General features: G+C 67.9%; 21 protein-coding genes. 8 read left to right on the forward strand and 13 right to left on the reverse strand.

Annotated elements, in window-relative coordinates:
• From nudC to GOOTI_RS17460, 4 genes are all read right to left on the reverse strand, one after another.
• The coding region (gene nudC, locus GOOTI_RS17445) for an NAD(+) diphosphatase (protein WP_007239940.1) at positions 1 to 764 on the reverse strand (764 nt) is incomplete at its 3' end.
• A 100-nt stretch (positions 765 to 864) separates the two neighbouring features.
• A complete protein-coding gene (locus GOOTI_RS17450) occupies positions 865 to 1,935 on the reverse strand; it encodes a potassium channel family protein (protein ID WP_007239941.1) in 1,071 nt (356 codons plus the stop codon).
• A gap of 55 nt (positions 1,936 to 1,990) precedes the next feature.
• A complete protein-coding gene (locus tag GOOTI_RS17455) occupies positions 1,991 to 5,506 on the reverse strand; it encodes an ATP-dependent helicase (protein WP_007239942.1) in 3,516 nt (1,171 codons plus the stop codon).
• Positions 5,499 to 8,963, reverse strand: coding sequence for an ATP-dependent helicase (locus tag GOOTI_RS17460; protein ID WP_007239943.1), 3,465 nt, complete (start codon positions 8,961 to 8,963; stop codon positions 5,499 to 5,501). Before GOOTI_RS17460 ends, GOOTI_RS17455 begins: the two co-directional genes overlap by 8 nt.
• A 54-nt stretch (positions 8,964 to 9,017) precedes the next feature.
• On the opposite strand from GOOTI_RS17460, the gene GOOTI_RS26525 reads away from it, so the two are divergent.
• From GOOTI_RS26525 to GOOTI_RS17475, 3 genes are read left to right on the forward strand one after another with little or no spacing between them, the layout of a single operon-like run.
• Positions 9,018 to 9,197 carry a hypothetical protein gene (locus GOOTI_RS26525; protein WP_039994289.1) on the forward strand — a complete coding sequence of 60 codons (180 nt, stop codon included), beginning with the start codon at positions 9,018 to 9,020 and terminating at the stop codon, positions 9,195 to 9,197.
• A gap of 7 nt (positions 9,198 to 9,204) precedes the next feature.
• On the forward strand, positions 9,205 to 9,987 hold the full coding sequence (locus GOOTI_RS17470) for an alpha/beta hydrolase (RefSeq protein ID WP_007239944.1): 783 nt from the start codon (positions 9,205 to 9,207) through the stop codon (positions 9,985 to 9,987).
• Between the two features lie 7 nt (positions 9,988 to 9,994).
• On the forward strand, positions 9,995 to 10,300 hold the full coding sequence (locus tag GOOTI_RS17475; RefSeq protein WP_007239945.1) for an MGMT family protein: 306 nt from the start codon (positions 9,995 to 9,997) through the stop codon (positions 10,298 to 10,300).
• 101 nt (positions 10,301 to 10,401) lie between these two features.
• On the opposite strand, the gene GOOTI_RS17480 is transcribed toward GOOTI_RS17475, so the two are convergent.
• The 3 genes from GOOTI_RS17480 to GOOTI_RS17490 form a co-directional block, all read right to left on the reverse strand.
• Complete coding sequence (locus tag GOOTI_RS17480) at positions 10,402 to 11,256, reverse strand: TIGR02569 family protein (protein ID WP_007239946.1); 855 nt, start codon at positions 11,254 to 11,256, stop codon at positions 10,402 to 10,404.
• Positions 11,257 to 11,405: 149 nt separating this feature from the next.
• A complete protein-coding gene (gene moeZ / locus GOOTI_RS17485) occupies positions 11,406 to 12,578 on the reverse strand; it encodes an adenylyltransferase/sulfurtransferase MoeZ (RefSeq protein WP_007239947.1) in 1,173 nt (390 codons plus the stop codon).
• 121 nt (positions 12,579 to 12,699) lie between these two features.
• Positions 12,700 to 13,884, reverse strand: a complete 1,185-nt coding sequence (locus GOOTI_RS17490; RefSeq protein WP_373279032.1) for a DUF3152 domain-containing protein — start codon at positions 13,882 to 13,884, stop codon at positions 12,700 to 12,702.
• A 144-nt stretch (positions 13,885 to 14,028) separates the two neighbouring features.
• Between GOOTI_RS17490 and fasR the strand changes: the two genes are divergently transcribed.
• Complete coding sequence (gene fasR / locus GOOTI_RS17495) at positions 14,029 to 14,718, forward strand: HTH-type transcriptional activator FasR (RefSeq protein WP_007239949.1); 690 nt, start codon at positions 14,029 to 14,031, stop codon at positions 14,716 to 14,718.
• An 18-nt stretch (positions 14,719 to 14,736) separates the two neighbouring features.
• On the opposite strand, the gene GOOTI_RS17500 is transcribed toward fasR, so the two are convergent.
• Complete coding sequence (locus GOOTI_RS17500) at positions 14,737 to 14,967, reverse strand: DUF3107 domain-containing protein (RefSeq protein WP_039994290.1); 231 nt, start codon at positions 14,965 to 14,967, stop codon at positions 14,737 to 14,739.
• A 200-nt stretch (positions 14,968 to 15,167) separates the two neighbouring features.
• A complete protein-coding gene (locus GOOTI_RS17505; protein ID WP_007239951.1) occupies positions 15,168 to 15,869 on the reverse strand; it encodes a ferritin-like fold-containing protein in 702 nt (233 codons plus the stop codon).
• 330 nt (positions 15,870 to 16,199) lie between these two features.
• Here GOOTI_RS17505 and GOOTI_RS17510 point away from each other — a divergent pair, with 330 nt between their 5' ends.
• Positions 16,200 to 17,840 (forward strand): DEAD/DEAH box helicase, encoded by a 1,641-nt coding sequence (locus GOOTI_RS17510; RefSeq protein WP_007239952.1) that lies wholly within the window; start codon positions 16,200 to 16,202, stop codon positions 17,838 to 17,840.
• A gap of 49 nt (positions 17,841 to 17,889) precedes the next feature.
• Complete coding sequence (locus tag GOOTI_RS17515; RefSeq protein ID WP_007239953.1) at positions 17,890 to 19,176, forward strand: Rv3212 family protein; 1,287 nt, start codon at positions 17,890 to 17,892, stop codon at positions 19,174 to 19,176.
• An 84-nt stretch (positions 19,177 to 19,260) separates the two neighbouring features.
• Here GOOTI_RS17515 and GOOTI_RS17520 read toward each other — a convergent pair whose 3' ends face one another.
• Both GOOTI_RS17520 and GOOTI_RS17525 read right to left on the reverse strand, forming a co-directional pair.
• Complete coding sequence (locus GOOTI_RS17520; RefSeq protein ID WP_007239954.1) at positions 19,261 to 20,052, reverse strand: ParA family protein; 792 nt, start codon at positions 20,050 to 20,052, stop codon at positions 19,261 to 19,263.
• A gap of 163 nt (positions 20,053 to 20,215) precedes the next feature.
• Positions 20,216 to 20,611: a hypothetical protein gene (locus GOOTI_RS17525; protein WP_051998006.1), complete on the reverse strand. Its 396-nt coding sequence runs from the start codon at positions 20,609 to 20,611 to the stop codon at positions 20,216 to 20,218.
• 172 nt (positions 20,612 to 20,783) lie between these two features.
• Between GOOTI_RS17525 and GOOTI_RS17530 the strand changes: the two genes are divergently transcribed.
• Both GOOTI_RS17530 and GOOTI_RS17535 read left to right on the forward strand, forming a co-directional pair.
• Positions 20,784 to 21,707 (forward strand): diacylglycerol/lipid kinase family protein, encoded by a 924-nt coding sequence (locus tag GOOTI_RS17530; protein WP_007239956.1) that lies wholly within the window; start codon positions 20,784 to 20,786, stop codon positions 21,705 to 21,707.
• Between the two features lie 498 nt (positions 21,708 to 22,205).
• Complete coding sequence (locus GOOTI_RS17535; RefSeq protein ID WP_005170735.1) at positions 22,206 to 22,460, forward strand: WhiB family transcriptional regulator; 255 nt, start codon at positions 22,206 to 22,208, stop codon at positions 22,458 to 22,460.
• Positions 22,461 to 22,609: 149 nt separating this feature from the next.
• Here the strand turns inward: GOOTI_RS17535 and GOOTI_RS17540 are convergent, their stop codons facing one another.
• Positions 22,610 to 24,124, reverse strand: a complete 1,515-nt coding sequence (locus GOOTI_RS17540; protein WP_007239957.1) for a sensor histidine kinase — start codon at positions 24,122 to 24,124, stop codon at positions 22,610 to 22,612.
• A 28-nt stretch (positions 24,125 to 24,152) separates the two neighbouring features.
• Positions 24,153 to 24,368, reverse strand: a complete 216-nt coding sequence (locus GOOTI_RS17545) for a biotin/lipoyl-binding carrier protein (protein ID WP_007239958.1) — start codon at positions 24,366 to 24,368, stop codon at positions 24,153 to 24,155.
• Positions 24,369 to 24,437 lie beyond the last annotated feature (69 nt).

Genomic DNA, 24,437 nt, shown 5'->3' on the forward strand with positions numbered 1-24,437 from the left:
GCGTCACCGATCTCGCCGTCGAGGAATCGCAGCGGTTCGTCCGGGTCGCCGAGTGCGGAGAACCCGAGCATCAGCGACCGGGGAAACGGCCATGGTTGTGAACCGAGGTAGCGCGGCGCGTGCACGGTGATGCCGACCTCTTCGTGCACTTCCCGTATCACGCACTGCTCCAACGACTCTCCTGGTTCGACGAATCCGGCGAGCGTCGAATACCAGCGCTCGGGCCAGACGGCCTGACGACCGAGCAGGATACGGTCGGCGCCGTCGTGCACCACGGTGATGATCGCGGGATCGGTGCGCGGGAACTCGTCGACACCGGTCTCCGGATTGCGACGCACCCAGCCGCCGCGCGCGGGCACGGTCAGCGAGCCGTCGACCGGCGAGAACCGCGCTGTCGCATGCCAGTTGAGGATGCCGAGCGCGGTGGCGAGCAGCCCCGCCTCGTCAGCGTCGAGTCGGGTGGCACCACGTCGCGGGTCGGCGGTCTTGCCGTCGAGCTCGTCGACCCTGATGGTCCACAGATCGGTGTCGGTGTGTGCGAGGAAGACTGCGTCGGTCGGTGGCCGATCACCGAATGTCGACGCGTCGGCCCAACGCAGCGCGCCGTCGGCGTCCACCGGATAGCGACCGCCCCTGTCGACGGGCAGCACACGTGCGGTCGGCCAGCCGGCCACCATCCGGTCGGGTTCGTCACGGATTTCGTCGGCACGGTCGAACGTGCCCCGGGACAGCAGCGGCGGTTGGTCGAAGACAAAGGCGCCCATGCGACTGTTCTACCCCGATCGCGACGCTCGAGGCACGCCGGGGCGCATGCGCGGTGGGTCGCAGCGCACCGAGCATGCGGGCCCCCGCCGGACCCCTCCGTCAGTCGGCGGGTCCCTTCCGCACGTACAGCAGTCGATCGCCCGCTTCGATCTGCTCGACCTCGCTGTCGTCGACGCGATGCAGTACACCGTTTCGGACGACGCCGAGCACGATGTCACGAGTGTGCGCGGGCGAACCGCCCGTCTCGGTCGGGTCGACCTCGCGCTCGGCGATGGCGTATCCGGCGTCGGGGGTCAGCAGGTCCTCGATCACCTCGACGACCGACGGCGTCATGGTCGCGATCCCCAGGAGCCTGCCGGCGGTCTCCGACGAGACGACCACCGAGTTCGCGCCCGACTGCCGCATCAGGTGTGTGTTCTCCGACTCCCGGATCGACGCGACGATCTTGGCACGCGGGTTGAGTTCACGGGCTGTCAGCGTCGCCAGCACCGCGGTGTCGTCGCGGTTGGCAGCCACCACGATGCTGGACGCATGGGCGACGCCCGCGAGCCGCAGCACGTCGGATTTGGTGGCGTCGCCACGGACCGTCACGAGCCCGTCGGCCTCCGCGTGCTCGAGGACTCCCGGGTTGTTGTCGACGACGACGATCTCCGACGGCTTGATGCCGTCACCGATCATGGCGTCGACCGCGGTGCGCCCCTTGGTGCCGTACCCGATGACGACGGTGTGATTGCGCAAGTTGTTCCTCCAGCGCTGGATCTTGAGAGCTTGGCGGGACCGCTCGGTGAGCACCTCGAGCGTCGTTCCGATCAACACGATCAGGAACAGCACGCGCAGCGGGGTGATGATCAGCAGGTTGATCAATCGGGCCGACGGGGTGAACGGTGTGATGTCGCCGTAACCGGTGGTCGACAGCGTCACGGCCGAGTAGTACAACGCGTCGAGAAACGAGAGCGGGTTCTCCTGGACGTCGCGGTACCCGCTGCGATCGACATAGACGAGAACGGCGGTGAAGAACAGCGCAACGACCGCGAAGATGACCCGACGCCCGATCGCGCGCGCGGGACTGTGCTTGAGCTCGGGGATGCGGACGACGCCGACGAGCGCGTAATCGGGCCCCTCGGACAGGTCGTCACCGCGCCAACGACGACGGAATCCGCGTCCGGGCATCAGCGCAACCACCTTTGCTTCACAGGGTGTGAATCTAATGCATCGGCCGGGCGTATCAGTGCTCCGACTCTCGCGCGAGCAGCGCGCGGAGGTCGTCGTGGTCGGGCAACACGTCGGGTTCGAGCGTGTAGTTGTGCCGAACGTAGTGGAAGGCGGCTCTGACCCGGTCCACCGGGACACCCGCGAGCTGTGCCCATGCGAGTCGATACGCGGCGAGCTGGATGTCGACGGACTCACGCTGCGCACCCGTGGGGGCGGCCTTCGACGATCCGTCGCCCCGAGAGCCGGGCACCGCACCGGTCTTCCAATCGACGACGACCCACGAACCGTCGGGCTCCGCGAACACCGCATCGATACGGCCACGGATCACGGTGTCGCCGATGACGGTCTCGAACGGGACCTCCACCTCGCTGGGAGTGCGCGAGGCCCATGGCGACGCGAGGAACGCCTCGCGCAGCGCATCGAGGTCGGCGTCGGGTGACGCCGAGGAATCGGCGGCGCCCGGGAGTTCATCGATGTCGAGCAGTCGGGTCGCACCGAACCACCGCTCCACCCAGGCGTGAAACGCCGTGCCACGCCGCGCCGTCGGATTGGGCCGGAACGGCGTCGGGCGGCGCAGGCGTCGGGCGAATTCCCTTTCGTCGGAATCGAGTTCGACGAGCTGGCTGACCGACAGGTGCGTCGGCAACGCGACGTCGACGACAGCCTGGTTACCCCGATTGTGCTCGGCGAGGAGCGCATCCACCTCGGCACGCCATGCGGCGATCTCGGAGTGCTCACCCTCGTCCGCCGGTGGATCGTTGTCCGCAGCGCCGTCGCCCGCGCGAGTCGGTTGCTCCGCCGTTCGCATACCGGACACCTCGCCGCCCGGGGTGTCGAACAGTGCCGGGGCATCTCTGGCCGCGATCGCATCGAGCACGAGCCGCGCCGCGGCGTCGACCCCTTCGCGCCGACCGCCGAGGCGATCCGCGGGCCACTGCGCACGTACGACCTGCTCGGCCAACGGATTCGTCGCGCCGTCGTCAGGTGGCGGCGCGAGTTGGTCGATCGCGAGGCCGTCGGAATCGACGGCGGGATCGTCGACAGCGTCGGAGACGATGGCGACCAGCTCGTCGAAGAACTCCGATCCGCCGCGCGGTTTGTCGCCGGTCTCACCCCAGTGGTGAGCGGACACGAGAAGATCTTGGCGTGCGCGCGTCAGCGCGACGTAGAGCAGACGACGATCTTCCTCGAGCCGACGCTCGTCGATGGCCTCCTTGTGCAGCGTGAGCGCCTCGGCGAGTTCTTTACGGTTGGTGATCGCACCGCTGACGTCGAAAGTCGGGAATCCCTCCCCCGTGCCGCGCTCCGCCAGGTCGCCCCGCAGCGGCCCGGGGAGTTCCTTGGCGCTGCGCATCCACGTCGTGTCGGCACGCCCGCCGGGGAAGATCCGCGCGGCGAGATGCGGCAGCGCGACAACGTCCCACTCGAGTCCCTTCGCCGCGTGCACGGTGAGGATCTGCACGCGTTGTTCGGCGACCTCTATGCGGCCGGGCTCGAGGCCCTTCTCGATGGTCTCGGCCGTGTCCAGAAAAGCCAGGAGGCCCGGCAGATTCGCGCCTTGCCGCTCCGCGTACGCGGTGACGTACTCGGCGAATGCGTCGAGATGCTCGCGACCCGTGATGGCGCCGCGCATGCGACGTGCGCGGATCTGCGCCTCGATACCGACGCCGATCGTGTTCTCGACGTCGGCGACCAACTCCGGTAGCGGCTGCCCGATACGTCGGCGCAGCGCTTCGAGCTGTGCACCGAAAGAACGGATGCGCGCATAGCCCTGCGGTGAATAGGCGTCGGCATCGCCCGGGTCGACGAGCGCGTCGGCTATGCCGGCACGGTCGACGACCTCGGTCGGCAGCACGGCGTCGAGTGCCGCGTCGAGTTCTTCACGACTGGTGACCGTGCCACCCGACGCCGCGAAGTCCTCGGCTGCGAGGTTGGTGGCTCGCCGCCAGAGCGCGGCGATGTCGGCTGCACCCAATTGCCACCGCGCGCCCGTCAGGAGGCGCATCGCGGCCGTCCCCGCCATCGGGTCGGCCATCAACCGCAGGGTGGCGACGACGTCCTCGATCTCGGGTACGTGGAGCAGACCGCCGATGCCGATCACCTCGGCCGGGATGCCCCGACTCTCGAGTTCGGCCGCCAGCGGCGCCGAATCCTCGTTGCGTCGCACCAGGATCGCGACGGTCGGCGGATCGGTGCCGGCTCGCTCGGCGTCGCGGTAGTGGCGCTCGATGTGGTCGGCGACCCATGCCCGTTCGTCGACGACGGTGTCGGTGAGGGCAATCGACACGGTGCCTGCCGGGGCATCGGGTCGCGGGCGGAGCACACTGACCGGAATCCCTCTGCGCCGCAACTCCTCCGACGTACGGTTCGCCAGGTCGAGGGTGTGGGACGGATTGCGCCAGCTGGTCAGCAACTCGAGTCGCTGTGACGGTCGACCGTCGCCGCGCGGGAAGTCGGCGCTGAATCGTGGCAGGTTGGCCGCCGACGCCCCACGCCAACCGTAGATGGACTGGATCGGGTCACCGACCGCCGTGACCGCGATGGTCGGGCTCTGCGCACCGCTCGAGTTCTTCGCTGTCGATCCCGCTGTCGCGCGGAAACCTCCACCGAACAGTGTGCTCAACAGAATCCGCTGCGAATGCCCGGTGTCCTGGTACTCGTCGAGCAACACGGCACGGAACATCCGCCGCTCTGCCGCGGCGACCTCCGGATTGCGTTGCACCAGTTGCGCAGCCAGAGACATCTGACTGCCGAAGTCGAGCGCCGACTGTTCGCGCATCGCCGCCCGCAACGCCGCCACCATCGGCAGCAGTTCGCGACGCTCGTCGATGACCTCCTGGATCCTGACGAGATCCCTGCTCGGCGTTGCGTGCTGCCGTGGCCCCGGCGGCAGCGTGTCGACCATCGACCGCAGGTCGTCGCCCCACGCGGTCACTGTGTCCAGGTCGACGAGGTGCTCCGCCATCTCGCCGTGCAGCCGCAGTACGGCTTCGGTCACGCCGGAGGGCACCTTGGTGGTGTGCAGCGGCCCCGTCCACGTGGACACGATGGAGAACGCCAGCTGCCACAGCTCGGTCTCGCTCAGCAGTGTCGAACTCGGCTCGACGGGCAGCAGCAAGCCGTAGTCGGCGATGAGTCGTCCCGCGTACGCGTGATAGGTGCTCACCTCGGGATCGGCGGAGCGCAGCCGGGCAGCCAGCACGCCGTCGGGGTCCCAGTTGACCAGCGCGGGCGAGCCCGCCAGCATCGACAGACGACGCCGGATGCGCACCCCGAGTTCACTGGCCGCCTTCCGTGTGAACGTCAGTCCCAGGATCTCGTCAGGCGCGACGAGTCCGTTGGCGACGAGCCAGACGACCCGCGACGCCATGGTCTCGGTCTTGCCCGCACCCGCACCCGCGACCACGAGCAACGGCTCGAGCGGAGCCTCGATGACAGCGACCTGTTCGGCGGTCGGCGTGGGCAGTCCGAGCGCAGCGGCCAGCGAGGTCGCCGAGACGCGTGTGCGCGAGATGTCGGGGTCAGTCATCGATCACCGCCTTCCCACGCAGCTGCGCAGGGCAGCTCGTGTGCAGCGCGCAGTGTCCGCAGCCGGGATTGGGCGTCGCGTCGAACACCGGCCCGACGCTGGCCTTGGCGGCCGACCGCACCACCGCGATCCACTCGTCGAGCAGTTCGGGGGTGAGCGGGGGCTGGACACGTTCGGTCGCTCCGGTCGACGCGTTGCTCGCTGAGACGAACACGAGTCGCCCGCCGCCCGGCTCGAGAGTCCCGTCCGACCCGGGAGGGAACTGCGCCGCGCCGCCATGTGCGAGTGCCACCTGGTAGGCGGCGAGCTGCGCGTGTTCCTCGGCGTCGGCCCGCGACACCGCCGTCTTCGCGGTCTTCACATCGACCACGACCGGCCTGCCGGCCGAGTCGGCTTCGAGGCGGTCGACACGACCGCGCAGCCGGACGGACGGATCGTCGTCGACGCCCGGCAGAGTCGCATCGATGGCCGACTCGACGCCCCGCTCGTCGAGGTCGTCGCGCGACACGCGTAACCAGTCGCGGAAATTGGTCAACATGTCCTCGGCGCGGGCGAGCTCGTGCGCCGAGTACCACGCCGCACCGGTGTCGACGCGTTCCCAGATGTCGCGCAGTGCGCCGGTCACCTCGGCCGGGTCGATGTTGCCTGCGACCGCCTGCACGAGCGTGTGCACGAGGCTGCCCGCGATCGCCGGTGTCGCGTCGCCGTCGCGTCCGCCGTTTCGCTCGAGCAACCAGCGCAACGAGCATCTGCTCAGGCTCTCGATGTTCGACGGCGACAGCGTGATCGGCCCGTCGTCCGCACGCCACAGCGGAGCGTCGCTGCTCACCTGACCGAGTCCGAACCACTCACGCGGGTGTGCCCCCGGGATGTCGGAATCAGCCAGTGTCGCGAGGAGTTCTGCTGCCGCCCTGGTGCGCTCGTCGGGTTCGGGGCCGCCAGCACCCGCGACCACGACCGAACGCAGTGTCGCCACCAATGACGGAAGCGACAGCACGCGGTCGACGCCGGGATCGAGCGGAACACCGTCGAGTGCTTGCGGCGCAGAGTCGGCGACGTCGGATTCGCTGCCGAGCGCGGAGGCGATCTCGGCGATGAACCTCGACGGCGACGCGTCGCCGCTGCCGTCCTCGACCGCGGTGACCAGAAGTCGACGCCGCGCGCGGGTACACGCCACGAGTAGCAGGCGCCGTTCGTCTGCGAGCGCGCCGGCTCCGCGGGTGACCACGTCGATCCCCTCGGGGGCGACGCCGTCGAGGAGGTCTATCAGCTCGGCGGTGGCCAGCACACTGCCCCGGCTCCGCAACGAGGGCCACAGTCCGTCGAGCACGCCGGCCACTGAGACGACCTCCCATTCGCGGCCCGCTGCGGCGTGCGCCGACAACACGGTCACCGCATCGGCCGCCGCGGTCGGGGTCCGGGAGTCACGCGGGATCTGCAACTGGCTCAGATAGTGCACGAACGCCGCGGGCCCGGCCGACGGGAGCGTGTCGGCGAAGTCGCCCGCAGCCTCGAACATCGCCATCACCGCGTCGAGGTCGCGGTCGGCCTGCTCACCGGCGGGTCCCCCGCGGATCGCACTGCCCACCCACCGACGCTCGAGCCCGCTGGCCTGCCACGCAGCCCACAGGGTCTCCTCGACACCTCGTCGGGCGAGATCTGCCCGACGGGCCGCCGCGATCACGTCGAGCGCCCGGCGCAACGGTGCGGCCTCGGTGTCCGAGAGCGCGCGCACGTAGCGCTGCGCGACCTCGTCATCGAACAGCGCGTCACGCAGGGACGTCAGCGAATCCCGCGCAACCGCGGCATCGTCGCCGGATGGGCCGCCTGCGGAGGCCGCAGCGCGCTCGGCCTTCTCGTCGCATCTGCGGATGCCGCGACGGAGTCGGCGCATCGCGCCGGGATCGGCGCCACCGACCGGGCCGGTCAACAACGCAACGGTGTCGTCGATGGAGAAGATGTCGTCGGATGACGTGGTCACGTCGGACGACGCGTCGCCGCTACGGGGGTGCTCACCGCGTGCCGCGACCGCGCGCAGCACCGTCATCAGCGCCGCAACCGAACGCTGCCGGTGGATCGGCAGGTCGGACGTCGGCGTCGACAACGGCACACCCGCGGATCGGAATGCCCGCCGCAGCGCGGGCAGCGCGAGGTGAACCGATCGAACGATGACAGCCATGTCGGACCACGGAACGCCTTCGAAGAGGTGCGCACGCCGGAGCAGGTCGGCGATGGCCGTCGCCTCCTTGGCCGCCGACGAGAACACCCGCACCGAGGCGGCAGCACCGTCGGACTCGGCGTCGGCGTCCGCAACCGACGCCGGCCGTGGGTAGGGGTGCGGACGGGCGCCTGGCAATCGCGCGGCCAGTGCGCGCCCCACACGGCCGATCTCGGGTCGGGAGCGCACGTTCTCGATCAGGACGATGTCGCGTTCGGAACCCGTATCGGCGAGTCCGTCGGCGAACCGGGGACTCGCGCCGCGGAATCCGAAGATCGACTGGTCGGTGTCGGCGGCGATGATCGTCGACTCCGTTCCCGTACCGACGAGTCGCACGAGCTCAGCGGCCTGCGGGTCGAGATGCTGCGCGTCGTCGACGATCAGATGGCGGATGCGGTTGCGCTGACCGGCGAGCAGGTCGGGATCGGTGGCGAACGCCGAGAGCGCGGAGCCGACCAGTTCCGCGGCGTCGACCGCGGGCGCCGACGCACCGGGGGTCGCGAGACCGACGGCACCGCGTAACAGCATGTTCTGCTCGTATTGCGCGTACGCCCGCGCAGCCGCCACCCACTCGGGCCGACGGTGTGTCCGTCCGAGCGCCGCGAGTTCCTCGGGCCCGACCCCACGCTCGGCCGCGCGCATCATGAGGTCGCGCAGCGCCTGCGCGAATCCATCGGTACCCAATGCGGGACGGAGCAGCGTCGGCCAGTATTCGGCACCGTCTTCGATGTCGCCCGCGAGGAGTTCACGCAGTACGACGTCCTGCTCCGAACCGGTGATCAGTCGGGGTGGCGGATTGCCGTGGGCGTTGGCCTGTAGCCGCAGGATGGCGAACGCGTAGGAGTGGACCGTGCGCACGAGGGGCTCACGCAGTGCACCGCCGGCCCCGGTCCCGAACCCGCCGGACGAGGCCAGTACCCGTCGCGTGATCTGTTCGCGTAGCGAGACCGCTGCGCGTCTGCTCGACGCGAGTACGAGGATCGACTCCGGATCGGTGCCGTCGGTGAGCAGCCGCACGACGGCCGCGTCGACCACGAGGGAGGTCTTGCCGGTACCCGGGCCGCCGTGCACACGCCAGGGTCGCCATCCGGAGCCGTCGTCCTCGGCAGGCGTGGCACCGTCGATGACGGCCTGCACGTCGGCAGGCCAGCTTCTCGGTGCGGCGCCGTCGCCGTTGTGCGCACCGTCGACGGTGGTCGACGAGACGAGGTGGGTGCGCAGGGCCGTGCCCCCGCCCATGCCCCCGCCCCGAGGCCCCCGCTGTCGTTCGGCCCGGGGTTGCTGCCTGCGGGAATGTTGCATGCGGGAATGTTGCGTGCGGGAGTGCTGCGTGCCGGACCGGTCCGGTTCGCTCTGTCGTCGAACCACGAGTCCATCGAATCACGCACCCCCGACACACGATCCCGCGACTTCCCACCGGGCCACGACGTCGGGGTGTGGCGCGCACGGTGGCGTGCACTCGGCGAGGCATGATGTCTGCATGGCACCACTGCACACCTACGTCTTTGGTCCGCCCGACGGCACGCCGGTCGTCGCGCTGCACGGTCTCACAGGCCACGGCCGACGGTGGGAACACTTCTGCGAAACCCGTATCCCCGGGCTTCGGGTGATCGCGCCCGACCTCCTCGGACACGGGAGGTCGCCGTGGCGGCCACCGTGGGGAATCGACGATCACGTCGAAGCCGTCGCCGATGTCGTGGCGATGCATCTCGGCGACGCGGTGCGATTCGTGCTCGTCGGGCACTCGTTCGGTGGCGCGATCGCGACGCGCCTCGCGGTCGGCATGCCCGACCGGATTCGTCGACTCGTCCTGCTCGACCCGGCGCAGGGCCTCAACCCGGTGTTCGCACTCGAAGCCGCCACGGACACGCTCGACAACTGGGACTATGCGAACGCCGGCGCCGCGCGTGCCACGAAGCTCGCCGAGGGCTGGTCGGAGGTCCCGGCCGACGATCTCGACCGCGAACTCGAGGAGCACCTCGTCGAACGGCCGCACGGACGAGTCGGCTGGCGCATCAGTGAGCCCGCAACCGCGACAGCATGGGGTGAGCTGGCTCGACCGTTCGTCCTGCCGCCTGCAGGCGTGGACACACACCTCGTCGTCGCCGACCGTGTCGATCCGCCCTTCGTGACGAAGGCGTTCGTCGACGCGTGCACGACTCAGCGCGACGGGGACGTCGCGGTCCACCACGTCGACTGCGGGCACATGGTGCCGTTTCTCGAACCCGACCTGTGCGCGCGGCTGATCACCGACGGGGCGTGACAGTCGCATGGCGGCGGTGACCGACGCCGACATCGAACGGGTGCGTGCCCTCGTCGCCGCGATCCCCGAGGGTTCGGTGAGCACCTACGGCGATCTCGCGTCCGCGGCGGACCTCCCGTCGCCGCGCATCGTCGGATGGATCATGCGCACCGACACCGCCGACCTCCCGTGGCATCGGGTCGTGCCGGCATCGGGTCGGCCCGCGCCACATCTCGCGGCGCGGCAGCTCGAACGGCTACGCGCGGAGGGCGTTCCGATGCGCGACGGTCGCGTCGTGCTGCGCGACTGCCGGTGGGCCGTGCCGACGCGGTGATGCTCGCTGAACGTGCGTGGAATCGACGAATGCGGGTGCTGCAGCACACACATCGGGCGGTTCGACCCGCATGTCGATGCCGCGACGGCCGAACGGACGCGTCAGAGCATCATCCGCACGATGTCGACAACGCGGGCGAGTCCCGGCAGCGCGCCAGCGGTCGAGCGCGGATGCAATGCGTGTACCGCGAGTCGGAACATCGTGGCCCGCAACATCATCTGGGCCCACTCGGGCTGATCTGCCCAACGTTCCACGAGATCGTCGTCGGCTCCGCCCCATGCGAGCGAGTCGACGACGACCACCGCCGACGCCCAGGCCGCAGGGCGCCAGTAGGGCACGATGTCGGTGATACCCGGTGCGGCAGCACCCGCGAACAGGACGGTGCCGAACAGATCACCGTGCACGACCTGTGACGGCACGTCGACGGGTTTCCGCAGGGTCGCGAGGGTCTTGAGCATGTCGACGCTGCGCTTGCCGTCCTCGGAGGTCGGTTCACTCATGCCCGCGGCACGCGCGGCCCGTAGCGGCACGTCCTCCCACGCGGCGCGATCGGCCGCGGCGAACACGTCGACGTCGGTGTGCGGCGGCGCGGGCTGCTGCAGCAGGAATCGTGGGCGTTCGAGGTCGGCGAGCACTTCGTGGAGCCGATCGCAGACCGCGAGAACCTCGTCGTGGCGCGGTTCGGGACAGCCCGCGATGTAGGTGTCTGCGCGCCAGCCGGACACGACATAGCGGCCGTCGGTGGCGCGGAACGGTCGCGCGATCCGCAGGCCCTCGACGTACAGGTTCTCGCGGACCGACGCCGACCACGCTGCGCGAGCGTGGTCGGGAACGAGGGACAAGACCACCTCGCCGACCCGCCACCCGCCCACCCAGGTGTCGCCCATCGCGATGGGCGGGTGAGCGGTGAGCCCGAACGTGTTGAGCACGTGATCGGGCGGTTGCGGATTCTGCACGTCTGCAGAGATTACCGAGCACACCGCACTATCGGCCGCAGCGACGCGGACCCTGATCAAAGCGTTCTGCGCGAGATTCCCGCTCGATCATTCGCACACCGCTCCACGGACGGGTGACGATGACCGGGCCGGAAGGTCCACCCGGAGGCTCAGTAGACGGGCAGTTCCTTGTCGACCTGGTTGGCCCACGCCGTCACGCCGCCCTGCAGATGGGTGGCGTCGGCGAAGCCCGCACGCTTCAACGCGGCAAGTGCCTCGGCCGAGCGGATACCCGTCTTGCAGTAGAGCACCGTCGGACGATCCTGCGGGATCTCCGCGAGTGCCGCGCCCGAGAGGATGTCGCCCTTCGGGATCAGCGTCGCGCCGTCGATGTGCACGATGTCCCACTCGACGGGTTCGCGGACGTCGATCAGCGCGAGTTTCTCGCCGGAATCGATCCGCTCCTTGAGTTCGCGTGGGGTGAGTGTCGAACCGTCGGCCGCTTGGGCGGCCTCGTCGGAGACGACCCCGCAGAACTCTTCGTAGTCGATCAGCCCCGTGATACGTTCGCCCTCCGGATCCTTGCGGATCTTGATGGTGCGATAGGTCATGTCGAGAGCGTCGTAGACCATCAGGCGTCCGAGGAGTGGTTCCCCGATCCCGCAGATCAGCTTGATCGCCTCGGTACCCATGATCGAACCGATGGATGCGCACAGGATGCCCAGGACGCCGCCCTCGGCGCAGGAGGGAACCATCCCGGGCGGCGGAGCCTGCGGATAAAGGTCGCGGTAATTGATGCCGCGACCATCGGGGGCATCCTCCCAGAACACGGAGGCCTGGCCCTCGAAGCGGTAGATCGATCCCCACACGTACGGCTTGTGTGCGAGCACAGCGGCGTCGTTGACCAGGTAGCGCGTGGCGAAATTGTCGGTGCCGTCGATGATGAGGTCGTAGGTGGAGAACAACTCGATCGCGCCCTCTGGCTCGAGTCGTTCGTCGTGGATGTTCACCGTGACATACGGGTTGATCTCCTGGATCGAATCGCGTGCGCTCTCGGCTTTCGGTCGGCCGATGTCGGACTGCCCGTGGATGACCTGCCGCTGCAGGTTGGACTCGTCGACGACGTCGAATTCGACGATGCCGATGGTGCCCACGCCTGCTGCGGCGAGGTAGAGCAACGTCGGAGACCCGAGGCCACCTGCACCGATCACGAGCACTCTGGCGTTCTTCAGACGCTTCTGCCCGTCCATCCCGACATCGGGAATGATCAGATGCCTGCTGTAGCGGGCGACTTCGTCATTGGACAGTTCTGCCGCGGGCGCGACAAGCGGTGGCAAGGACACTACGACGCCTCCGTCTGGTGTGTTTTCGACTCACCTTGGCAACGGTCCGCGGTGCACAGGCATTCCCTGCCGCCATTCCTGCCTCATCGTCGTCACGGGGAGGAACGTCGCGAGAGCGCGATCACTTGTCGGGAAAGGGCCAGGGATTCGGCTTGCACACCAGCGCCTTGTCGGCCTGCATGTCGGGGTCGAGCGCCATGATCTGGCTGTTCGCGACGCCGAACGACTGCTGCATCATCACCGGCGCCAGGGCTCCGTTGTGTTTGCACGGCTCGTGGTGCTCGTAGCCGATGCCGTGGCCGACCTCGTGATTGATCAAATACTGCCGATACGCCACGTCGTCGCCCTCGTAGGACAGAGCCCCCCGCACCCAGCGGGCCTCGTTGACGGTCACACGCTTGTCGGGCGGATAGAAGCACGACGTCTCGAGTTTGATCTGGTAGCCACACAATTCCCTGGCCGTTCCGGCAGAACTGAGCGAGATGCGCAGGTCGGGGTCACCGGAGTCGATCCGCCGGAACGACACCTTGCCGTCACCGATCCAGCTACGGCTGTTGGCGAGTGTCGCGTCGACCATCTTGCCGAAGGTGCGATCCCCACCGAAGTCCGACGGCGCGACGCCGTCCTCGACCTCGACCGTGTAGGTGTACACCTGCGGTCCGGTCCCGATCTGCTTCGACGTTCCTGGAACTGCATGGAACGTCTTCTTTCCCTGCTGGGTGTAGGGACCTCCGTCGGGCAATGTGCCCGCGGGCAGCGACACGTCGGTGATCGACGCCGTCGGCGCACCGACGGGCGTGGTCTCCTTGGTGACGTCGGTGTTGCGCTGCGCGGCAGGAGTCACGTCGGAACTCGACGCATCCGCTGTCGATCCGTCGTCGCGCACGGTGACGACGATCAGCACGATCGTCAGGATGATCAGAACCGGGATGGCGTATGCCCGCCACCCGTAGGTCGACACGAACCGGCCGAGTGAGCTCTGCTTCTTCCGCTCGGGCTGGGCGTCGCGGTCGACCCGGGCGCGGCCGTTGTCGTCGGTGGGGTCCCAGCGGGCGCGCAGCGGTTGGTCGGGAAGCGGACGCGACCTCGGCCGCCCTCCCGACGACGTCGGCGTCGAGCCGGTCCGGATCTTCTCGATACGGGTGGTGTCGGCGGCGGAAGCGCCGGTGGCTCGCTGCTCGACACGTCCCGCACCCCGACCCGCGTTCCCCGCCCTGACCCGACGCCCCGATCCGGCGCCCGCGTCATCCCGACGAGTCGACACGTCGTCCCCCGACCGATCCGGCCCACTGTCTGTGTGGCTCACACGGACAACTTTCTCACAGGTACCCGCCCAATCCGGGGAGGCGAACAGCACCCACCTGTCCGTCCGCGATCGACACGACGCCCCGGTAGGCGACTTTGGTGCGACCCCGGTCACGTCGCACGGAGCCCCGAGTACCCTGTATCCATGCCACCTGCCGCCAACGCCTCGTCATCGGGCACCAGAAACGGGACCCGTATGCCTCGCAGCGCGCGGCGGCGACAGTTGTTGGACGCCGCGAGCGAGATCTTCGTCGAGAGGGGTTACCACTCGGCGGGGATGGACGAGATAGCGGTTCATGCCGGGGTCAGCAAACCCGTTCTGTACCAACACTTCCCATCAAAACTGGACCTCTACATCGCGGTGGTCGATTCGCATGCGGAAAAGCTGGTGACCGATGTGAACAACGCACTGCTCACGACCACCGACAACCGACAGCGCGTACGTGCCGCGGTGGAGGCATTCTTCGATTTCATCGACGAGGACAACTCGGGCTTCCGGTTGATCTTCTCCTCGGACGCCATGGATCCGGCGGTGATCCGTCGCGTCGAGGGAGCCACGGAGGCATGTGTCGACGCCGTGTACGGACTGGTCATGCACGACTCCGGCCTTGACCCGTATCGCTCACGGATGCTGGCTGCCGGCCTCGTCGGCGCGAGTCAGGTGAACGCCAGGTACTGGCTCGAGGCGAAACGGCCCATCGCGAAGAGTGAAGCGGTCGACACGACGGTCGCGTTGCTCTGGGGCGGTTTGTCGCACGTACCGAAGCACGGCGAGCCGGGCGCGATCGGAGCGGCCGAGCAGGCCCCCGAGAGCCAGCCGGCCACGGCCGAATAGCTCCAGGGGCTCTCGCTGTCAGCTACCGAAACCCACGCGTCGGATTTCCGAACTCCCCACCTCGACGTAGGCGATCTTGGTCACGGGAATGAGAAACCGAGAGCCCTTGTCGTCGGTCAGGGTCAGCAGTGACTCCTTGCCGGCGAGCGCGGACTCCACGGTCGCCAGCGCCTTGTCACCGGTCAGGGTCGATTGGATGGACAGTTCTCGCGGGCTGTCGGTGATGCCGATCTTCACTTCGACGGACATGGCCACCCTTCCGTGGTCGATGCCGCGCGGGACTCGCGCGACGGGGCCTTCCAAGACACCAGCGCCCGATCACTCGGGCGCCGCAGAGCCTGTGGCACAAGGCTAGTGCAGTGCCGCCGACCGCGGACACCCGCTCCGCTGACAGCGAACTAACCCGACCGACAGCGAACCAACCCGGCCTCGGGCGCCGCTGTGCCGTCTCAGCCGAGCCCGAGGTCGGCCATGCGCGCGCTGTGCCGGTCGGCGACGACGTCGAAGAACCCTGCCATGCCCTGCAACGATGCCGCGCCCGAGAAGAGCAGGCCGGTGACCTCCTCCTCGGCAGCGAGCACCCACTGCGCGTGCGTGATGGCCTCGCCCAGCAGTCGCCGCCCCCACAGCGTCAGCGGCGACCGCAGTGCGGGGTTCGCGTCGATGGCTGCGCGCACCTCGTCGCGGGCGAACGACGAGCTGCCCGTCGCCGACATCACCTCGGCGACCACCGCGCGCGGTGCGGGTGGCAGAGCACCCGAGACCTCTGCATAGAAATCGGCTGCCAGACCATCGGCGATGTACGCCTTCACCAGTGCTTCGTACCAGGTCTTGGGATTGGTGACGCGATGGTATTCGTCGAACACCGCGCTGTAGCGCACGACGGCCTCCGCCGGGTCGAGGCCACAACGACTCACCTGTTCCGAGAGCTTCTCGAAGTGGGCGATCTCCGAGGCGACCATGCGTGCGATGTTGATGCGTCCCTGGACGTCGGGCGCCATCGCCGACTCCTCGATCAGGCGGTGGAACGCGGCGAACTCGCCCGCGAGCAGCACCGAGTAGAGCTTGCCGATCGCCGGGTCCTCCGGATCGATCGACGTGGTGGACGACGGTCCGGAAGTGGGCTCGGAGGAGGGCGCAGCAGACGACATGAGGCGATGGTAGGCGGGGCTCGATCTCTTCACCAAGTACACTTGACAACGGTGCACTGACGCGAACGTGACATGTCGGCACGCCGGACTCGTCCGCGCGGAACCGATACCGTCACCGCGACACCGCGGAAACGCAGGCAGCGAGATAAACGGCCACCGACCGCGGGGCACCAGACATTGCGCGCGCACTCATCGAGCCCACGCCTTCGCAGGCCGGACTGTTCCGGATATGCGGAGAACCGCATGTCATCGCCGACATGATCGGGGTGACCTTCTCAGTGGAGCCTTTTCGTGCGTGCTGGAACAGATGCGAAAGGCACACAAGAAAACATGACAGAACCCGGCGTGCAGACGACCATCGTCGACGACACCCACTCCTCCCCCACATTTGCCGAGCTCGGCGTCGACCAGAACATCGTCGACGCCCTGACCGCCGACGGCAAGACCCACACCTTCGCGATCCAGGAACTCACCCTCCCGCTCGCTCTCGCAGGCAACGATCTGATCGGCCAGGCACGCACCGGCATGGGCAAGACCTTCGGATTCGGTGTTCCGCTGCTGCACCGTCTCGTGCACGCGGAGGCCAACGGCCTACGTCCCCTCGACAACACACCTCGCGCGCTGGTGATCGTGCCAACCCGCGAGCTGTGCGTGCAGGTCACCGGCGACCTCGAGATCGCAGCCAAGAACCTCGTCGTGACCCTTCCCGACGGCACGAAACGCCCGCTCAAGATCGCATCCATCTACGGCGGTCGCCCGTACGAGTCTCAGATCGCGGAGCTGCAGGCAGGAGTCGACGTCGTCGTCGGTACCCCGGGCCGCCTCCTCGACCTGGCCCAGCAGGGGCACCTGATCCTGGGCAAGGTCGGCGTACTGGTGCTCGACGAGGCCGACGAGATGCTCGATCTCGGCTTCCTACCCGACATCGAACGCATCATGTCGGCGCTGCCCGAGCAGAAGCAGACCATGCTCTTCTCCGCGACGATGCCCGGTCCGATCGTGACACTGGCTCGCACGTTCCTGCAGCGACCGACGCACATCCGCGCAGAGCACGCCAACGATTCCGCTGTCCACGAGCGCACGACCCAGTACGTGTACCGCGCCCACGCCCTCGACAAGGCAGAACTCGTCGCCCGCATTCTGCAGGCCGAGGGTCGCGGCGCGACGATGATCTTCACCCGAACCAAGCGCACCGCACAGAAGGTGGCCGACGACCTGGCAGAGCGCGGATTCTCCGTCGGAGCAGTCCACGGCGACCTCGGGCAGGTGGCTCGGGAGAAGGCACTCAAGAAGTTCCGTAGCGGTGACATCGACGTGCTCGTCGCCACCGACGTCGCCGCGCGCGGCATCGACATCGACGACGTCACCCACGTCATCAACTACCAGTGCCCCGACGACGACAAGACCTACGTGCACCGCATCGGCCGCACGGGCCGCGCCGGTCGCACGGGTATCGCCATCACGCTCGTCGACTGGGACGAACTGCACCGCTGGGAACTCATCGACTCCGCACTCAAACTCGGCGTTCCCGAGCCCGCCGAGACCTACTCGACGTCGGAACACCTGCGCGACGAACTCGGCATCCCCGAATCGGCGACGGGCCGGGTTGCGGCACCCAAGCGCGAACGGCCCGAAGGCGAGCGGGTCGAACGTCGACCACGTGCCGAGCGCACCGCGAGCTCACGCACCCGTCGTCGGACGCGAGGCGGGAAGTCGGGCGCATCCACCGGCACGGCTAGCGCTGACGCAGACGGCGCGAGCAGAGGCGAGAGCACCGGATCACAGGCAACCGATCCGAAGGACAACGGCCGGGCGAACGCGTCCGGTACCTCTGCTGACGGGTCGGCCGACTCCGGCGAGCACAAGCCCCGCAGGCGACGCCGCCGTCGCGGTGGGGCCAACCGCACAGCAGGCGATTCCGCAGCCAACCACGGATCCGACGCTGCACCGGCGACCGCCACCGCCGACTAGGCGTCAACTGATCCGGTACTGAGGTGATCAATCCGCGCGCGGGGCGCCCGTGAGACGTATCGCCCCTGAACGACGCACCCGCGTCGACCTGGTGGTGACCGCTGTCATCGTCGTGGTCGTCATCGTGGTCAGTGTCGTGGTGTGGTCGGTCAGTCCCGTCCGCCACGCCGACAGCGCCCAGGCGTCGGCGCCTGCACCCGAGGTCGCACCCGCGACGGCCGTGCCGCGCGGTCTGCGCGTCGCGTGGACCGCTCAGTCGGGCGCGACGACCGTTCCCGCTGTCTCTAGGTCGGTCGTCGTGTCAGCCGATCACGGCACGGTTGTCGGGCATGATCCGACGACGGGGCGACAACTGTGGCGATACGAACGCAACCTCTCGTTGTGCTCGGCGGTCGCGGCCTGGCCGTCGAGCAGCGACGAGGTGCTCGCGGCGTACCGCAACTCGCGTGGATGCTCTGAGGTCACCGCGCTGGCCTCGTCGACCGGACAGCGTAAGGGTGCACGCACCTCCGACGCGGACGACAACATGACGCTCGTCGCCGACTCGGGTTACGTGCTCGCCCTCGGCGATCGGCGCCTCGAGACATGGGGATCGAACCTGGTGCGCGGGATCGAATACGGCCGCGTGAGCGCACCGGTGAAGCCCGGGACGCAACCCGGTCGCGTGGACTGCAGGTTGTACTCGGGGTCCGTCAGCGGCGACCGCGTCGCGGTGATCGAACGTTGTGAGAACGACCCCGGTTATCGCCTCACGGTCCTCGGTGCCGTGCTCGACAGTGACGAGAAGGTCAAGCAGTACGGGTCGTCGCTGATCACCGACACTGCATTGGGGCCGCCACCGGTGGTGGTGGCCATGAGCACCTCGGCGATTGCCGTCTACGACGGCGGAGCCGACCCGTCGACGACCTCGGGGCGGGGCGACGTCCGGCCCGAGGGCGCAACCATCCGCGGGTTCGACTCCGACGGTGCACCCGGCCCGGTGAGCACCGTGCAGGGGCCTGTCTCCCCGCCGTCGGACAGTGTTGCGCTGACCAGCGAAGGGCTGGTCACCTTCTTCACCGGATCGGCGACGATCGTCCTCGACGGGCAGACGATGCGACCGATCTACCAGGTACCGCAGACCCTCGGGCCGGGCGAGACCATGGCGGGGCAACTCCTCCTCCCGACGAGGGCGGGCATCAGTGTCCGCGACCCGGCGACCGGGCGCGAGACGAGCACCATCGGCTTCCCCCGCGACGACGCAACCGCCACCACGAGCCTTCGGGTCATCGGCAACGAGGTCGTCGAACAACACGGCTCGACCATCCGCGCGCTGGTGTCCACCGACCCCAACTGACCACAGGTGCCCACTGACCACCGACGCCAACCGACCACAGGCGCCGACTGACCATAGTCCCGCCCCGTGTGATCGGAGTCCAGGTCAGCTCGGGTCGAAGGTCCGGACCTCCTCGCCTGCTTCCCAGTGCTTCCAGAGATTCTCGGCCAGGTCGCGATATGCGTTGGCGCCCTTGTTCTTTCGCCCTCGCATCACCGACGCTCCGGACGCCGACGCCTCGGCGAAACGTACCGTGCGCGGGATCGGCGGATCGAGCACCGGGAGGTCGTAACGGTCCGAGACGTCGGAGAGCACGTCCCGACTGTGCGTGGTGCGGGCGTCGAACAGCGTCGCCACGGCACCGAGCATGGTGAGGCCGGGATTGGTGATCTGCTGTACCTCGTTGACCGTCCGCAGAAGCTGGCCGACGCCGCGGTGCGCGAGGGTCTCGCACTGCAACGGGACGATCACCTCGTCGGCCGCGGTGAGACCGTTGAGCGTGAGAACACCCAATGAGGGCGGGCAGTCGATCAGGATGACGTCGTAATCCTCGGCCACTTCGGCGAGCGCGCGTTTCAACGCGTATTCGCGCCCCGGTCGCATCAACAGCAACGCCTCTGCGCCCGCGAGGTCGATCGTCGCGGGCAGCAGTGTCACGTTGTCGGACGTGTCGAGGAGGACATCGGCGATCTCCTCGTCACCGAGGAGTACGTCGTGCACCGAGGCCTCGAGCTGATCAGGATCGTGCCCGAGCGAAAACGTAAGGCACCCTTGTGGATCGAGATCGACGACGAGCACCGACGCGTCCAGATCGGCGAGCGCGGCGCCCAATGACTCGACGGTGGTGGTCTTGGCGACCCCACCCTTCTGATTCGCTACCGCCAGCATCCGCGTCATGCGCTCACTCTACGACCCGCCCGGTCACAGCGTCTCGGGCGCACGCGGTTGTCACACACTATTTCCACGGTGTGACCGACATCAACTGTTCTGCCGCTGTGCTCACGCGGTCTCAGCTCACTCCGCCCCGTCCTCACACCGCCCCGTCTCACTCCGCCCCGTCTCACTTCGCACCGTCGAGTTCGCCCGAGATCCATCGCACCGATGCCGGATGGAAGAGCAGCACCAGGGTGACGACCGCCGCGATCGCCAACGGAATGGCGAAGCCCACCTGGTGGCTCGTGAACAGGTAATAGGCGACGGGAAGGAGCAGGATCTGCGCGACCAACGAGATGGCCCGACCCCAGCGCCGTCCGCGCATCAGCGCGACACCGCCGACCAGGACACCACCGAAGATGATGCCGAACCAGGCTGCGGTGCCGTATCCGCTGATGGCGGCCTCGTGATGTCCCGCGGCAGCTCGGATCACCAGCACGATCGCGAAGATCACCGCGATCGCTCCTTCGAGCGCGGTGATGGCACCTGCCACCCGCAGTTGAACCGGGCAGCGCGCAGTCACACTCGACGCCGCGCCGGCCGGTGGCCGACCGGCGCGCTGTGCCGACGAGCGTCCTTGTCGGTCGGCTGGGCCCTGCTCTTTGCTCACCCGTCCAGACTATGGGGTGCTCGGAGCAAGGGGTCGCAGGGTGGGCGATCGTGGCGACCCCATATCCTCGGGAGTCGTGCGCGTCATGCTCATCGTCAACCCCTTTGCGACCGCGACCACGGCCGCGGGTCGCGACGCGCTCGTCAACACCCTCGGCGCCCACGTACCCGTCGACGTCGAACACACCACCCATCGTGGCCACGCGGGCGAGCTCGGCGCGCGGGCCAGACGTGAGGGATACGACGTGGTCGTCGTGCACGGTGGCGACGGCTCGGTCAACGAGGTGACCAACGGCCTTCTCGGCACTCCGGCAGAGTTCGATCCCACCCTCACCCGCCCCGCGCTGGCCATCATCCCCGGCGGAAGCGCCAACGTGTTCGCGCGCACACTCGGCGTCGATTCGGATCCGTTGCGCGCGACACGCCAACTCATCGATCTCCTCGACGCGTCGTCGATTCACCGAATCGGACTGGGGCACACAGATACTCGATGGTTTCTGTTCAACGCGGGCATGGGTATGGATGCCGTCGTGGTCCACGCGATGGAGGACAAACGCCACTCGGGAAAGGCGGCCACACCCGGCCGCTACCTCTGGACGACGATCAGTTGTTTCGTGCGCGGATCGTCGAATCAACCCGCCTTCCGGGTGCGGTTCGACGGGCACGACCCGGTCGACGGTGTGCGTTTCGCCTTCGTGAGCAACACCACGCCGTGGACATTTCTGGGTAACCACGAGATCAGGACAAATCCCCACACCGACCTCACGAGCCGACTCGGAGTGTTCGCCGCGACCTCGACGGGGGTGATGCGCAACATCGGACTCGCGACCCGCCTGCTCACCCATCGCGAGCCCAGGGCACCCCACCTGATCCGGGACGACGACGTCGAATGGGTACAGTTCGACGCCGACGAGCCCATCGACGTCCAGATGGACGGGGATTACGTGGGAGAGTTCACGTCGATTCGCTTCACCCATCGCGAGGGCGTCCTCGACGTCGTCGCCCCCTGACGACATCTCCGGATCCGCGGTCGCGCCTCCCCTTTCGCCCCACGGGTCGCCGCGACTCCGAGAGGCGGACCCGACGGCCGGCCGTCGGCGTCGACAACGCCGCCGACCTCGGTGCTTCCTGACCCGGGAGTCAGATGAAATTCCGATTACGCGCAGGCTGACGGCAATAGTCGGGTGCCCGATGTCACGCCCTGATGCGCCAGAATGCGATCTACGCCACTAGCTGCGGAAACATAACGGCAATAATCGAACAACCGGCGTAGCATAGAACATTGGCACGGACGCGGGTGCACCACCCCCCTCCCGCAAGGGGCCACGGAGAGTGATATTGCACACGTGTCGATGAACACCATTGACTTCGGCTGGATTCGTGAAAGTATTCACAAGCAACAGCACGGAAACATTTGGTGTGTCTACGTGAACTGATGGTTACAGCCACAAGAAGCAAGATTTCGATGACGAGTGGTGCGCGTGATACGCGCGCCTGAAGGAGAAGGAATGGACTGGCGTCACAAGGCAATCTGTCGCGACGAGGACCCCGAGCTGTTCTTCCCTGTGGGAACCAGCGGTCCGGCAATCGCTCAGATCGCTGATGCGAAGCTCGTCTGCGCGCGGTGCCCCGTCACCGCCGAATGCCTGTCCTGGGCTCTCGAGTCCGGTCAGGACGCCGGTGTGTGGGGCGGCATGAGCGAGGACGAGCGCCGTGCGCTCAAGCGTCGCACTGCACGCACGCGGACACGCAGCAGCGTCTGATCGATTCAGACCACGGTCCCCGATCACTGCGGGGACGACAAGTTGACCCGGCCGAGTGCCGGGTCTTCTTGTCTGTTCTCGTTGTCAACGTGGGACTGCGCTCCTTGTTGCACATGAGCCCGACACGATCGGCCCCTTCTGCGACAAGCTCACGCGGGCGTGCGCGCATGCAATGGCACCGTGATGCGCGCTTGTGCTCCCTGCCCTTGCGGGTTCGGGCCTAGTTCCAGCGCGCCACCGAGTTCGATGTTCACGAGCGTCTGGACGATCTGCAGGCCCAGTCGTTCGGAGTCGTTGATCGAGAAGTTGTCGGGCAGCCCGGTGCCGTTGTCGCGCACGGTGAGCACCATGCGACGCACATCGCGGTCGGCCGAGATCTCGATACGCGCGTCGTCGCGCGGCTGCGCGAAGCCGTGTTCGACGGCGTTCTGGATCAGTTCGGTCAACACCATCACCAGTGGCATCGCCAGTTCTGCCGGCAGTACGCCGAGCCGGTCGCGGTGGCTCACCGACACCGGCGTCTCCCCTGCCGCGACGTCGACCATGCTCGGGAGCAACCTCGACACCGCCTCGTCCATGTCGACCTCTTCGTCGACGCTGCCGGACAGCAGCTCGTGCACGGTCGCGATGGCCGCCACCCGCCGCACAGCCTCCACGAGAGCCGATCGAGCTTCGTCGTTGGACGTCCGCCGCGCCTGCAGGCGTAGCAGCGCCGAAACCGACTGCAAGTTGTTCTTGACCCGGTGATGTATCTCGCGGATCGTGGCGTCCTTGCTGATCAGCGCGAGATCGCGGCGCTTGACCTCCGTGACGTCACGGATGAGCACCACCGCTCCGGAACTCACCCCTCGCGGACGAAGGGGCACCGCCCGCAGGAGCACGGTCGCCCGACGCGCATCGGCTTCCATGCGCATACCCACGTCGGGATACGGCCCCTCGGGCGGAACGAGGACACCGGCCGCGACGTCGATCATGGTCGCCGCGTCATGCGACTCGAACGCGTCGGTCAACAGCGACGTCGTCACGTCGGACAGTCGCCTCCCCGACAACTCCGAGGTCCACCCCATGCGATGAAACGCCGAGAGCGCATTGGGGCTCGCGTACACGACGACGCCACGCTCGTCGACGCGGACGAAGCCGTCGCCCGCGCGCGGTGTCGACAGACCCCTCGGATTGGCCTCGAGTCGCGCGAACGTACCGTCGGCGACCATCTGACACAGATCGTTGGCGGAGTCCTGGTACGCCAGCTCCAACGGCGACGGAAGTCGCGGATGGGTGAGATCGACGGCCCTGGTGAGCACGCCGATCACATCACCGGAGAATCCCACCGGGACCGCCTCACGTCGGATCGCGACCGACCCGAGCCATGTGGGATCCTCCTCGCGCAGGATGTGCCCCTCGTCGAATGCGCGGACGGCCTGCGGATCGGCATCGGCGTCGACGACCATGCCGACCTGATCGCTGGGGAACACCGTCGACGCCGTGTTGGGGCGGCATTGCGCGACCGTCACCACTTCGCCGCTCTCCGCACGTACCGCGAGCAGGAAGTCGGCAAAGGAGAGGTCGGCGAGGAGTTGCCATTCGGCGACGAGTCGCTGCAGGTAGGCCGCAGCGCGGTCGGACAGTGTGGTGTGTTCGGCGAGGAGATCCGCCAGCGTCGACATCGGCTTCGCTCAACAGTGTCGCGGGCGACTACTCGTAGGTGGCGATGACGTCGCCCGCCTGGATCACGTCGCCGACCTGCACCTTGACGTCGGCGAGGGTGCCCGACTCCTCCGCGAGTACCGGGATCTCCATTTTCATCGATTCGAGCAGGACGAGTGTGTCGCCGATCTCGATCTGCTGACCGGGCGTTGCCCGGACTTCGAGAACACTCGCCACGATCTCGGCGACCACGTCTTCTGCCATGGGCTCAAATCTAATCCACCACTGTGCCCCGACAGCAGAACACCCGCGAGCGAACCACCCGACCATCAG

The organism is Gordonia otitidis NBRC 100426 (assembly GCF_000248075.1).
Classification (GTDB): domain Bacteria; phylum Actinomycetota; class Actinomycetes; order Mycobacteriales; family Mycobacteriaceae; genus Gordonia; species Gordonia otitidis.

Coding starts and splice junctions, on each gene's coding strand:
- fasR (WP_007239949.1), top strand. CDS start 14,029: ATGCCACCTGCCGCCAACGCCTCGTCATCGGGCACCAGAAACGGGACC.
- GOOTI_RS17540 (WP_007239957.1), bottom strand. CDS start 24,124: ATGTCGACGCTGGCGGATCTCCTCGCCGAACACACCACACTGTCCGAC.
- GOOTI_RS17505 (WP_007239951.1), bottom strand. CDS start 15,869: ATGTCGTCTGCTGCGCCCTCCTCCGAGCCCACTTCCGGACCGTCGTCC.
- GOOTI_RS17520 (WP_007239954.1), bottom strand. CDS start 20,052: ATGACGCGGATGCTGGCGGTAGCGAATCAGAAGGGTGGGGTCGCCAAG.
- GOOTI_RS17535 (WP_005170735.1), top strand. CDS start 22,206: ATGGACTGGCGTCACAAGGCAATCTGTCGCGACGAGGACCCCGAGCTG.
- GOOTI_RS17475 (WP_007239945.1), top strand. CDS start 9,995: ATGGCGGCGGTGACCGACGCCGACATCGAACGGGTGCGTGCCCTCGTC.
- GOOTI_RS17545 (WP_007239958.1), bottom strand. CDS start 24,368: ATGGCAGAAGACGTGGTCGCCGAGATCGTGGCGAGTGTTCTCGAAGTC.
- GOOTI_RS17510 (WP_007239952.1), top strand. CDS start 16,200: ATGACAGAACCCGGCGTGCAGACGACCATCGTCGACGACACCCACTCC.
- GOOTI_RS17455 (WP_007239942.1), bottom strand. CDS start 5,506: ATGACTGACCCCGACATCTCGCGCACACGCGTCTCGGCGACCTCGCTG.
- GOOTI_RS26525 (WP_039994289.1), top strand. CDS start 9,018: ATGTTGCATGCGGGAATGTTGCGTGCGGGAGTGCTGCGTGCCGGACCG.
- GOOTI_RS17530 (WP_007239956.1), top strand. CDS start 20,784: ATGCTCATCGTCAACCCCTTTGCGACCGCGACCACGGCCGCGGGTCGC.
- GOOTI_RS17470 (WP_007239944.1), top strand. CDS start 9,205: ATGGCACCACTGCACACCTACGTCTTTGGTCCGCCCGACGGCACGCCG.
- GOOTI_RS17460 (WP_007239943.1), bottom strand. CDS start 8,963: ATGGGCGGGGGCACGGCCCTGCGCACCCACCTCGTCTCGTCGACCACC.
- GOOTI_RS17450 (WP_007239941.1), bottom strand. CDS start 1,935: ATGCCCGGACGCGGATTCCGTCGTCGTTGGCGCGGTGACGACCTGTCC.
- GOOTI_RS17500 (WP_039994290.1), bottom strand. CDS start 14,967: ATGTCCGTCGAAGTGAAGATCGGCATCACCGACAGCCCGCGAGAACTG.